At 51.8% G+C, this 12,604-nt stretch carries 8 protein-coding genes; all 8 read right to left on the bottom strand.

Annotation, left to right across the window (positions count from 1 at the left end):
• Positions 1-99 precede the first annotated feature (99 nt).
• On the bottom strand, positions 100-4,323 hold the full coding sequence (gene rpoC, locus RAC90_RS20810; RefSeq protein ID WP_033737967.1) for a DNA-directed RNA polymerase subunit beta': 4,224 nt from the start codon (positions 4,321-4,323) through the stop codon (positions 100-102).
• 119 nt (positions 4,324-4,442) lie between these two features.
• Positions 4,443-8,471 carry a DNA-directed RNA polymerase subunit beta gene (rpoB, locus tag RAC90_RS20805; RefSeq protein ID WP_033737970.1) on the bottom strand — a complete coding sequence of 1,343 codons (4,029 nt, stop codon included), beginning with the start codon at positions 8,469-8,471 and terminating at the stop codon, positions 4,443-4,445.
• Between the two features lie 330 nt (positions 8,472-8,801).
• Entirely contained in the window at positions 8,802-9,164 is a 363-nt protein-coding gene (gene rplL / locus RAC90_RS20800) for a 50S ribosomal protein L7/L12 (RefSeq protein WP_006121499.1), read from the bottom strand.
• 63 nt (positions 9,165-9,227) lie between these two features.
• A complete protein-coding gene (gene rplJ, locus RAC90_RS20795) occupies positions 9,228-9,725 on the bottom strand; it encodes a 50S ribosomal protein L10 (RefSeq protein ID WP_003848098.1) in 498 nt (165 codons plus the stop codon).
• 421 nt (positions 9,726-10,146) lie between these two features.
• The gene (gene rplA, locus RAC90_RS20790) at positions 10,147-10,851 is read right to left on the bottom strand and encodes a 50S ribosomal protein L1 (RefSeq protein ID WP_006121496.1); all 705 of its coding nucleotides are present in this window, start codon (positions 10,849-10,851) and stop codon (positions 10,147-10,149) included.
• Between the two features lie 3 nt (positions 10,852-10,854).
• Entirely contained in the window at positions 10,855-11,283 is a 429-nt protein-coding gene (rplK, locus tag RAC90_RS20785; RefSeq protein WP_006121495.1) for a 50S ribosomal protein L11, read from the bottom strand.
• 145 nt (positions 11,284-11,428) lie between these two features.
• The gene (gene nusG / locus RAC90_RS20780) at positions 11,429-11,974 is read right to left on the bottom strand and encodes a transcription termination/antitermination protein NusG (protein ID WP_003848088.1); all 546 of its coding nucleotides are present in this window, start codon (positions 11,972-11,974) and stop codon (positions 11,429-11,431) included.
• 1 nt (position 11,975) lies between these two features.
• The gene (secE, locus tag RAC90_RS20775; RefSeq protein WP_006121494.1) at positions 11,976-12,359 is read right to left on the bottom strand and encodes a preprotein translocase subunit SecE; all 384 of its coding nucleotides are present in this window, start codon (positions 12,357-12,359) and stop codon (positions 11,976-11,978) included.
• Between the last annotated feature and the right edge of the window lie 245 nt (positions 12,360-12,604).

Here is a 12,604-nt window from a genome sequence, read left to right as displayed (position 1 = left end):
CACGCGTTATGAATGCCGGTGCCGCCTGTATAAGACAGCCTGATCTCGCAGGCAAAAAAAACCCTGCCGGAGCAGGGTTTTTTATCAGGCGTTTGACGATTACTCGTCGTTGTTACCGCCAAGACCAGCGTTCAGTAACTCCGCCAGGCTTGCGGATGCTTCGTCAGCAGTCACCTGCGGTGCAGCTGGCACTTCGCCTGCCGCACGACGACGCATACGATCCTGGTGATAAGCGTAACCGGTACCGGCCGGGATCAAACGACCCACGATCACGTTCTCTTTCAGACCGCGCAGTTCGTCGCGCTTGCCTGCTACTGCCGCTTCAGTCAGGACACGTGTAGTTTCCTGGAACGATGCTGCAGAGATGAACGATTCGGTTGCCAGTGACGCTTTAGTGATACCCAGCAGGTCACGTACGAAGGTTGCGCCAACTTTTCCGTTCGCTTCAAGTTCACGGTTAGAGATCTTGATGCGAGAGAATTCAGCCTGCTCACCTTCCAGGAACTCGGTGCTGCCCGCGCTCATGATAGTAGCTTTACGCAGCATCTGACGAACGATGACTTCGATGTGCTTATCGTTAATCTTAACGCCTTGCAGACGGTAAACTTCCTGCACTTCGTTAGTGATGTAACGGGTAACCGCATGCACGCCACGTAAACGCAGGATGTCATGTGGTGACTCTGGACCATCGGAAACCACGTCACCGCGCTCAACACGTTCACCTTCGAACACGTTCAGCTGACGCCATTTCGGAATCATCTCTTCGTACGGATCGCTACCATCCAGCGGTGTAATCACCAGACGACGCTTACCTTTGGTTTCTTTACCGAAGGAGATGATGCCGCTGATCTCCGCCAGGATTGCTGGCTCTTTCGGACGACGCGCTTCGAACAGGTCAGCAACGCGTGGCAGACCACCGGTAATATCCTTGGTACCGCCAGATTCCTGCGGAACACGCGCCAGGGTATCACCCGAGCTGATCTTCACGCCATCTTCCAGCTGTACAATCGCTTTACCTGGCAGGAAGTACTGAGCAGGCATATCGGTACCTGGGATCAGAACATCATTGCCGTTGGCATCAACGATTTTCAGTGCCGGACGCAGATCTTTACCACCTGAGGTACGTTCTGCAGAGTCCAGAACCACCAGCGATGACAGACCTGTTAAGTCATCAGTCTGACGCGTAATGGTCTGACCGTCGATCATGTCGGTGAAGCGAATGAAACCGCCCACTTCTGTGATAACTGGCATGGTATGCGGATCCCAGTTTGCAACGGTTTCACCCGCAGCAACCTGCTCACCATCACCTTTCGCCATGGTCGCACCGTAAGGAACTTTATAGCTCTCTTTCGTACGGCCAAATTCGTCGATCATTTTCAGTTCAACGTTACGCGAGGTGATCACCAGCTTGCCTGCTGAGTTCGTTACCGACTTAGCATTGGTCAGCTTGATGGTACCTTTGTTCTTCACCTGAATGCTGGATTCAGCTGCCGCACGAGATGCCGCACCACCGATGTGGAACGTACGCATCGTCAGCTGTGTACCCGGCTCACCGATTGACTGTGCTGCGATAACACCGATTGCTTCGCCTTTGTTGATGATGTGACCACGTGCCAGGTCGCGACCATAGCAATGCGCACACACACCAAAGTCGGTTTCACAACCTACAACCGAACGCACCTTCACGCTGTCGACTGAGTTCAGTTCCAGCACGTCACACCAGTGCTCATCGAGCAGTGTGTTACGTGGAACCAGAATGTCAGCCGTGCCAGGCTTCAGAACGTCTTCTGCCGTTACACGGCCCAGAACGCGCTCACGCAGTGGCTCTTTCACGTCGCCACCTTCGATGACTGGCGTCATCATGATGCCTTCGTGTGTACCACAGTCGTCTTCGGTGACAACCAGATCTTGCGCAACGTCAACCAGACGACGCGTCAGATAACCGGAGTTCGCGGTTTTCAGTGCGGTATCTGCCAGACCTTTACGTGCACCGTGCGTCGAGATGAAGTACTGAAGTACGTTCAGACCTTCACGGAAGTTCGCGGTGATAGGCGTTTCAATGATGGAGCCATCTGGCTTAGCCATCAGACCACGCATACCGGCCAGCTGACGAATCTGTGCAGCAGAACCACGCGCACCGGAGTCGGCCATCATAAAGATGCTGTTAAAGGAAACCTGTTTCTCTTCTTCGCCGTCACGGTTAATCACGGTCTCGGTCGAGAGGTTTTCCATCATCGCCTTCGCTACGCGCTCGTTCGCGGCAGCCCAGATATCGATGACTTTGTTGTAACGTTCGCCGGCGGTAACCAGACCAGACTGGAACTGTTCCTGAATTTCGGCCACTTCGGCTTCGGCTTCAGAGATGATTTCCACTTTCTTGGCTGGGATAACCATGTCGTCGATACCAACAGACGCACCTGAACGGGCGGCGTAGGCGAAACCGGTGTACATGGTCTGGTCAGCAAAGATAACGGTCGGCTTCAGGCCCAAAATGCGATAACAGGTGTTCAGCATTTTAGAGATAGCCTTTTTACCCAGCGCCTGGTTGACGATGGAGAAAGGCAGACCTTTCGGTACGATCATCCACAGAATCGAACGACCAATGGTGGTGTCGATCAAGCTGGTTTTCGCAACGAACTCATCCTGCTCGTTTTTGCTGTACTCAGTGATACGCACTTTAACGCGCGCATGCAGCTCGGCCAGGCCAGCGCGATAAACACGCTCAGCTTCTTTCGGGCCGGTCAGCACCATGCCTTCACCTTTGGCATTCACTTTGTCGCGGGTCATGTAGTACAGACCCAGTACAACGTCCTGTGAAGGAACGATGATTGGCTCGCCGTTCGCCGGTGACAGAATGTTGTTGGTCGACATCATCAGCGCACGCGCTTCCAGCTGGGCTTCCAGCGTCAGCGGTACGTGAACAGCCATCTGGTCACCATCGAAGTCGGCGTTATAGGCCGCACAAACCAGCGGGTGAAGCTGGATGGCTTTACCTTCGATCAGAACCGGCTCAAAGGCCTGGATACCTAAACGGTGCAGCGTTGGTGCACGGTTCAGCAGGACCGGGTGTTCGCGGATGACTTCGTCCAGGATATCCCAAACGACAGCTTCTTCACGCTCAACCATCTTCTTCGCGGCTTTGATGGTGGTGGCCAGGCCACGCAGTTCCAGCTTGCCGTAGATGAACGGTTTGAACAGCTCCAGTGCCATTTTCTTCGGCAGACCGCACTGATGCAGACGCAGGTATGGACCAACGGTAATAACAGAACGACCAGAGTAGTCGACACGCTTACCGAGCAGGTTCTGACGGAAACGACCCTGCTTACCTTTGATCATATCGGCCAAAGATTTCAGAGGACGCTTGTTAGAACCGGTGATCGCACGACCGCGACGACCGTTATCCAGCAGGGCATCAACCGCTTCCTGCAGCATACGTTTTTCGTTACGTACGATGATATCTGGCGCAGCCAGATCCAGCAGGCGTTTCAGACGGTTGTTACGGTTGATCACGCGACGATACAGATCGTTCAGATCCGACGTAGCGAAACGACCACCATCCAGCGGTACCAGCGGACGCAGATCAGGCGGCAGAACCGGCAGAACGGTCAGGATCATCCACTCTGGCTTATTACCAGACTGAACGAACGCTTCCAGCAGCTTGATACGCTTGGTCAGTTTTTTACGCTTGGTCTCGGAGTTGGTTTCGTTCAGCTCTTCACGCAGCTGCTCGCACTCTTGCTCCAGATCCATATTTTTCAGCAGCGCCTGGATAGCTTCTGCACCCATCTTCGCGTCGAATTCGTCACCGAACTCTTCCAGCGCGTCAAGGTACTGCTCTTCCGTCAGAATCTGACGTTTTTCCAGGTTAGTCATGCCGCCTTCGATCACAACATAAGATTCGAAGTACAGCACGCGCTCGATATCACGCAGCGGCATATCCAGCAGCAAGCCGATACGCGATGGCAGTGATTTCAGGAACCAAATGTGCGCAGTCGGTGATGCCAGCTCAATGTGGCCCATGCGCTCACGACGTACTTTGGTCTGTGTAACTTCTACGCCACACTTCTCGCAGATTACGCCACGATGTTTTAAACGCTTGTACTTACCGCACAGGCATTCGTAATCTTTTACCGGTCCAAAAATACGGGCACAGAAAAGACCGTCACGCTCTGGCTTGAAGGTACGGTAGTTAATGGTTTCCGGCTTTTTAACTTCACCAAAAGACCATGAACGGATCATGTCTGGCGAAGCCAGCGCAATTTTGATCGCATCAAACTCTTCGGTCTTAGTTTGCGCTTTCAGAAACTTAAGTAAGTCTTTCACGGATTAGCTCCCGTCGGAGTGAGACTCAGGGGCGTCCAACCGAAATTGAACGCCCCATAACCAGTACAAATGCGAGCGCGTTAACCCTGCGCTTACAGGCCGAAGCCTGCTACTGAGGGTTACTCGTCTTCCAGCTCGATGTTGATACCCAGCGAGCGAATCTCTTTCAACAGTACGTTGAACGATTCTGGCATGCCAGGTTCCATCTGATGGTTGCCATCCACGATGTTCTTATACATCTTGGTACGGCCGTTAACGTCATCAGACTTAACGGTAAGCATTTCCTGAAGGGTATATGCCGCACCGTATGCTTCCAGTGCCCATACTTCCATCTCACCGAAGCGCTGACCACCGAACTGTGCCTTACCACCCAGCGGCTGCTGAGTAACGAGGCTGTAGGAACCGGTAGAACGTGCGTGCATCTTGTCATCAACCAGGTGGTTGAGTTTCAGCATGTACATATAACCAACGGTTACCTGACGTTCGAACTGCTCACCAGTGCGACCATCAAACAGGGTAATCTGACCGGAAGAAGGCAGACCGCCGAGCTCTAACAGCTCTTTGATTTCGCTCTCTTTCGCACCATCAAACACCGGCGTGGCGATCGGCATACCTTTTTTCAGGTTTTCAGCCAGACGCAGAACTTCGTCATCACTAAAGGTATTCAGGTCAACTTTCTGACGCACATCTGTGCCCAGATCGTAAGCACGCTGGATGAATTCGCGCAGTTTGGCGACTTCTTCCTGCTTCTTCAGCATCGCGTTAATTTTCTCGCCGATACCTTTCGCTGCCATCCCTAAGTGCGTCTCAAGGATCTGACCGATGTTCATACGTGAAGGTACGCCCAGCGGGTTCAGTACGATATCGACCGGCGTACCGTTCTCATCGTAAGGCATGTCTTCGATTGGGTTGATCTTCGAGATAACACCTTTGTTACCGTGACGACCTGCCATCTTATCACCAGGCTGAATCTGACGTTTAACGGCCAGATAAACCTTAACGATTTTCAGCACGCCTGGTGCCAGATCATCGCCTTGTGTGATTTTACGACGCTTGCCTTCGAGTTTTTTCTCAAACTCGTGCTTCAGTTCGTCGTACTGCTCTGCCAGCTGTTCCAGCTGGTTTTGCTTGGCTTCGTCAGTCAGACCCAGTTCCAGCCAACGCTCACGCGGCAGCTTGTCCAGTTTGTCTGCTTCGACGCCACCAGAAATCAGGACAGACTGGATACGGCTGAACAGGCCCGCTTCCAGAATCTGCAGCTCTTCAGAAAGGTCTTTCTTCGCCTGCTTCAGCTGCATCTCTTCGATTTCCAGCGCACGTTTGTCTTTTTCCACGCCATCGCGGGTGAAGACCTGAACGTCGATAACCGTACCCGAAACACCGTTAGGCACGCGCAGAGAAGAGTCTTTCACGTCAGACGCTTTCTCACCGAAGATCGCACGCAGCAGTTTCTCTTCTGGTGTCAGCTGGGTTTCGCCTTTTGGCGTCACTTTACCAACCAGAATGTCACCACCGGTCACTTCCGCACCGATGTAAACGATACCGGATTCATCCAGTTTAGAGAGTGCAGCCTCACCCACGTTCGGGATGTCAGCGGTAATCTCTTCTGGCCCCAGCTTGGTGTCGCGAGACACACAGGCCAGTTCCTGAATGTGGATGGTCGTGAAGCGATCTTCCTGCACCACGCGCTCGGAGACTAAGATGGAGTCTTCGAAGTTGTAACCGTTCCACGGCATGAACGCGACGCGCATGTTCTGACCCAGCGCCAGTTCACCGAGATCGGTAGACGGGCCATCAGCCAGCACATCACCACGCTCAACTGGCTCGCCCAGAGATACACATGGCATCTGGTTGATACAGGTGTTCTGGTTAGAACGGGTGTATTTGGTCAGGTTGTAGATGTCGATGCCCGCTTCGCCCGGATACATTTCGTCTTCGTTAACTTTGATAACGATACGTGATGCATCAACGTACTGAACGGTACCGCCACGTTTCGCCACAGCGGTAACACCGGAGTCAACGGCAACCGCGCGCTCCATACCGGTCCCTACCAGCGGCTTATCGGCACGCAGTGTAGGAACGGCCTGACGTTGCATGTTCGCACCCATCAGGGCGCGGTTAGCATCATCGTGTTCCAGGAACGGGATCAGTGACGCACCGACGGAAACGACCTGTTGGGTCGAAACGTCCATGTAGTCAACCTGATCGCGGCTGAACAGGCTCGATTCACCTTTGCTACGGCAGGTCACCAGGTCATCAACGAACGCACCTTCTTCTGACAGATTGGTGTTCGCCTGAGCGATGACATAGTTACCTTCTTCGATGGCAGACAGGTAATGAATTTCATCAGAAACCACACCGTCGATCACGCGACGATAAGGGGTTTCCAGGAAACCGTACTCGTTCGTCTGCGCATATACAGACAAGGAGTTGATCAGACCGATGTTCGGACCTTCAGGGGTTTCGATTGGGCAGACACGACCGTAGTGCGTTGGGTGTACGTCACGCACTTCGAAGCCGGCACGCTCACGGGTTAAACCACCCGGGCCGAGAGCAGAGATACGACGCTTGTGCGTAATCTCTGACAACGGGTTGTTCTGATCCATAAACTGGGACAGCTGGCTTGAACCAAAGAACTCTTTCACCGCCGCCGAAATAGGCTTGGCGTTGATCATGTCCTGAGGCATCAATGTGTCGAGGTCGCCCAGAGAAAGACGCTCTTTCACTGCACGCTCAACACGGACCAGGCCGACGCGGAACTGGTTTTCCGCCATTTCACCCACTGAACGAATACGACGGTTACCGAGGTGGTCAATATCGTCCACTTCGCCTTTACCGTTACGGATGTCGATCAGCTTTTTCATCACTTCGATGATATCTTCTTTGCTCAGGATACCTGAACCTTCGATTTCATCACGCAGCAATGAACGGTTGAACTTCATGCGGCCGACAGCAGAAAGATCGTAACGATCTTCAGAGAAGAACAGGTTCTCGAACAGGTTCTCTGCTGCTTCACGCGTAGGTGGCTCACCAGGACGCATCATGCGGTAAATCTCAACCAGCGCGCTCAGGCGATCGTTGGTTGGGTCGACGCGCAGGGTCTCGGAGATATAAGGGCCGTGATCCAGATCGTTGGTGAACAGCGTTTCGATACGCTTGTGACCCGCCTGGCTCAGCTTGGCCAGCAGATCCAGCGACAGCTCCATGTTCGCTGCGATAATCAGTTCACCGGTGTTCTCATCGATATAATCTTTAGAGACCACTTTGCCTGCAATATATTCAACAGGCACTTCAATGTGCTGGATACCGTCTTTTTCGAGCTGACGAATGTGACGCGCAGTGATGCGACGCCCTTTCTCAACGTAGACCGTGCCGTTCGATTCGATATCGAAGGTCGCGGTTTCACCACGCAGGCGCTCTGGCACCAGTTCCATCTGCAGCTTGTTGTCACGGATTTCATACACCACTTTCTCGAAGAAGATATCGAGGATTTCAGCAGTGGTGTAATGCAGTGCGCGCAGGATGATACTGGCCGGCAGCTTACGACGACGGTCAATACGGACGAAAAGGTTGTCTTTCGGGTCAAACTCGAAGTCCAGCCATGAACCACGGTAAGGAATGATACGTGCGTTATACAGCACTTTACCCGATGAGTGGGTTTTACCCTTATCGCTGTCAAAGAATACGCCAGGACTACGATGCAGCTGAGAAACGATAACACGCTCAGTACCGTTGATAACAAAGGTACCGTTGTCTGTCATGAGTGGAATTTCACCCATGTAGACTTCTTGTTCTTTAATGTCTTTTACTGTGCCTTCTGGCGCTTCGCGCTCATAGATCACCAGACGCAGTTTGACGCGCAGCGGTGCCGAGTAGGTCACGCCACGAATCTGACATTCTTTCACGTCAAAGACAGGTTCACCTAAGCGATAGCTGACATACTGCAACTCAGAGTTGCCGCTGTAGCTCGCGATAGGGAATACAGAGCGGAAGGCAGCTTCCAGTCCGTACTGACCTTCTGGATCTTGCTCGATAAACTTCTGAAACGAATCAAGCTGGATAGAAAGGAGATAAGGTATGTCCAAAACTTGTGGACGTTTACCAAAATCCTTACGAATACGTTTTTTCTCGGTATAGGAGTAAACCATAGGGTTCCTCAGCTAGCTGACAAGTCGACCCACGCTGTCCGTCCTGACAGGACAGTTCATGCAACACGATTTTGTTTGATTCACGCACTGCCCGGCAGTGTGTGCAATACCTCTTTCTATCACGCTTAAATCATTTCATTGCTTCAGCGTGGGCAGGGAACCCGCACAGGAAAGCAGTATATTAAGTCGTCGATAGAGAAAGATATTGAAGAGCAACAATGGACAAACAGTGCGAAACCCCATTGAGGCCCTGGAGCGCAAAAAGGCTGGTGACCAAAAAGTCACCAGCCATCAGTCTGATATTACTCAGACTGCAACCCGAGGGCTGTCTTACTTAACTTCAACTTCAGCGCCAGCTTCTTTCAGAGCAGCTTCAAGTGCAGCTGCGTCATCTTTGCTGATGCCTTCTTTGATCACGCCAGTTGCTTCAACCAGATCTTTGGCTTCTTTCAGGCCCAGACCAGTTGCGGTACGAACAGCTTTGATTACTGCAACTTTGTTCGCGCCAACAGCTTTCAGAATAACGTCGAATTCAGTTTTCTCTTCAACAGCTTCAGCTGGGCCAGCAGCAACAGCTACAGCAGCAGCAGCAGAAACGCCGAATTTTTCTTCCATAGCAGAAACCAGCTCAACTACTTCCATTACGGACATAGCGGCAACGGCTTCCAGAATTTGGTCTTTAGTGATAGACATAACAATTGTTCCTAAGAATCAGAAAAAGTTTATACGTTAGCAAGTACGAAGAAAAGAGAGGCCTTAAGCCGCTTCTTTTGCATCGCGAACAGCAGCCAGAGTGCGAACCAGTTTGCCGGCAGCGGCTTCTTTCATGGTCGACATCAGACGTGCCAGTGCTTCTTCGTAGGTCGGCAGCGTTGCCAGACGGTCAATATTGGCCGCCGTGATCAGCTCACCTTCAAAGGCTGCAGCTTTGACCTCAAATTTTGCATTCGCTTTCGCGAAATCTTTGAACAGACGAGCAGCAGCGCCCGGGTGTTCCATAGAATATGCAATCAGGGTCGGACCAACAAACGTGTCTTTCAGGCACTCGAACTGAGTACCTTCAACGACGCGGCGCAGCAGGGTGTTACGAACAACACGCATGTAAACGCCAGCTTCACGACCTGCTTTACGCAGTTCGGTCATTTTATCAACGGTAACGCCACGAGAATCCGCAACAACCGCTGAAAGCGCACCTTTGGCTACTTCGCTGACTTCAGCAACAATCGCTTGTTTGTCTTGAAGATTTAATGCCATTAGCTTTAGCTCCTGGATTTGACCGGGGATGGATTTCCCCGGAACTCACTTCACTTATTCGCCCGAAGGAAAATAAGCGCTATTACACGGTGAGCAGAATCCAGTAAAGAAAAATTCTTTTGGTTCTGTCACCGTCTACGCAGGGTATTAAGCATTACATCCGAAAATGTGCAGCTCCTGCGGTCTTGGACGGAGGCCAGGATAAGGCCTGGCTCCAACCTAAAATTCGGCTGTACATCGTGGCTCAGATTGCCTTGCACTGACAGCCTTTATAAGGCCTGCTGAACACTTTACTGTGTTTCAGGCGACTGACTCAGTCGCTGCGTTCGCACAATCTGACTTACTCACGATGACATCTGCATGAATGCAGAACAACGGGCGTAAGATTCTAGGTGAATTTTTCGCCCGTTTCAAGCAGCAATTAGTTTGCCGCTGCGCTCAGACCAGCCTGGTCAACGGCAACGCCGGCGCCCATGGTGGTAGAGATGCTGACTTTCTTGATATACACGCCTTTCGCCTGAGCAGGTTTTGCTTTTTTCAGCGCAACCAGCAGAGATTCCAGGTTTTCTTTCAGTTTGTCAGCATCGAAGTCCACTTTACCGATGGTAGTGTGGATGATGCCGTTTTTATCGTTACGATAACGAACCTGACCTGCTTTAGCGTTCTTAACCGCTTCAGCAACGTTCGGGGTTACAGTACCGACTTTCGGGTTTGGCATCAGGCCACGTGGACCCAGAACCTGACCTAACTGGCCAACAACGCGCATTGCATCTGGAGATGCAATAACAACGTCAAAATTCATTTCGCCTTTCTTGATCTGCTCAGCCAGATCTTCCATACCTACCAGCTCAGCGCCAGCTGCTTTAGCAGCTTCAGCGTTTGCGCCCTGGGTGAAGACGGCTACACGTACAGAACGACCTGTACCGTGTGGCAGAACGGTCGCGCCGCGCACGTTCTGGTCAGATTTACGAGCGTCGATGCCGAGGTTAACAGCAACGTCTACGCTTTCTACGAACTTAGCGGTAGCCAGCTCTTTCAGTAATGCGATTGCTTCAGCAATATCGTACTGCTTAGTCGCGTCAACTTTGTCGCGAATAACGCTCATGCGCTTGGTCAGCTTTGCCATTTCTTAGTCCTCTACTACCAGGCCCATGGAACGAGCAGTACCTTCGATTGAGCGAGTCATCGCTTCAACGTCAGAACCAGTCATGTCCGCAGCTTTAGTTTCTGCGATTTCACGTACCTGAGCACGAGTCACTTTACCGACTTTATCTTTATTCGGCTTACCAGAACCAGACTTGATGCCCGCTGCTTTTTTCAGCAGAACGGCAGCCGGAGGCGTTTTGGTAATGAAGGTGAAAGAACGGTCGCTGTATACGGTGATAACAACTGGAGTAGGCAGGCCTTTTTCCAGTGATTCTGTTTTGGCGTTAAACGCTTTACAGAATTCCATGATGTTAACACCCTGCTGACCCAGAGCTGGACCAACTGGTGGACTTGGGTTCGCCATACCAGCTGCAACCTGCAGCTTGACGTAGGCTTGTACTTTCTTAGCCATGATAATTCCTCAATTGGGTTATAGCGCCTTTAAAAGGCTCCCCGTGGTAACGATTTACACGCTGTTGCCAGCGCATAAAAACAAAAGGCGCGAAATTATAGTTTAATTTCGCGCCTGCCGCAACAGCCAAATAGTGAAAGAAAGGTTAGCCTTTCTCCACCTGACCGAAATCGAGTTCGACAGGTGTTGCACGTCCAAAGATGGAGACCGAAACAGTCAGACGACTCTTCTCATAATCGACATCTTCAACCACGCCGTTAAAGTCGGCAAACGGACCATCGTTGACGCGTACCATTTCGCCCGGTTCGAACAGCGTTTTCGGACGTGGCTTGTCACCTACCTGCTGCAGGCGGTTCATGATCGCATCAACTTCTTTATCGCTGATTGGCGCAGGGCGGTCAGAAGTACCACCGATGAAACCCATTACGCGTGGCACGCTGCGAACGAGGTGCCAGCTGGCATCATTCATTACCATCTGAACCAGAACGTAGCCTGGGAAGAATTTACGTTCGCTTTTACGGCGTTGACCACCACGGATCTCGACCACTTCTTCAGTCGGCACCATGACGTCGCCAAACAGCTCTTCCATGTTGTGCAATTTGATGTGCTCACGCAGCGACTGTGCTACGCGGCCTTCAAAACCGGAAAACGCCTGCACGACGTACCAGCGTTTTTTTGGAGCTTCAGACATCTCAGAACCTCAGGCCAGTGATAAACGATACCAGACGGACCAGAATGCCATCCAGCCCCCACAAAATCAGTGACATCACGGCAGTGACCGCGGCAACGATTAACGTGGTATGCAGTGTCTCCTGGCGGGTTGGCCAGATAACCTTGCGCATTTCGGTTCTTGCTTCACGTGCAAAGGCTACGGTCGCTTTGCCTTTGGTCGTTAAAAGCGCAATGCCGCCTGCTGCTGCAATCAAAATAACAACAGCCAACGCACGCAGAGGTAACGTCACATCACGATAGAGGTAGTTACCTACGATCGCCGCAAGCAGTAATAAGACTACCACTACCCATTTCAGCGCTTCGAGGCCGCGCCCGCTCCCTTGAGCTTCGGTATTCGCACTCATAAACCAACCTGCCACAATAATTCAGAAACTATTCTGCCCCGCATCGCGAGGCATCCAAACCGAATGAGCTTTTGGGGCGTAACTCGGTATCCAGCGCCGCATAACAGAGCCTGTCTCAGCAATGATTATGATGCAAAATCACTGATGAGTCAGGTTCTATAAAACAGCGTACAAAAAGGGCATCAAATGATGCCCTTTCCATGTGCATTGCGTCAAATATTATCGGTAATTAAGCGATAACTTTG

The organism is Pantoea sp. CS_6, from assembly GCF_041954745.1.
Taxonomy (GTDB): domain Bacteria; phylum Pseudomonadota; class Gammaproteobacteria; order Enterobacterales; family Enterobacteriaceae; genus Pantoea; species Pantoea stewartii.
The sequence above is the reverse complement of the archived record's forward strand: the minus strand, read 5'-3'. Positions and strand labels throughout refer to the sequence as shown.

What these genes read in the sequence shown, in the direction of transcription:
- rplK (WP_006121495.1), bottom strand. Translation starts at nt 11,283, where the DNA reads ATGGCTAAGAAAGTACAAGCCTACGTCAAGCTGCAGGTTGCAGCTGGT.
- rplJ (WP_003848098.1), bottom strand. Translation starts at nt 9,725, where the DNA reads ATGGCATTAAATCTTCAAGACAAACAAGCGATTGTTGCTGAAGTCAGC.
- nusG (WP_003848088.1), bottom strand. Translation starts at nt 11,974, where the DNA reads ATGTCTGAAGCTCCAAAAAAACGCTGGTACGTCGTGCAGGCGTTTTCC.
- rplL (WP_006121499.1), bottom strand. Translation starts at nt 9,164, where the DNA reads ATGTCTATCACTAAAGACCAAATTCTGGAAGCCGTTGCCGCTATGTCC.
- rpoB (WP_033737970.1), bottom strand. Translation starts at nt 8,471, where the DNA reads ATGGTTTACTCCTATACCGAGAAAAAACGTATTCGTAAGGATTTTGGT.
- rplA (WP_006121496.1), bottom strand. Translation starts at nt 10,851, where the DNA reads ATGGCAAAGCTGACCAAGCGCATGAGCGTTATTCGCGACAAAGTTGAC.
- secE (WP_006121494.1), bottom strand. Translation starts at nt 12,359, where the DNA reads ATGAGTGCGAATACCGAAGCTCAAGGGAGCGGGCGCGGCCTCGAAGCG.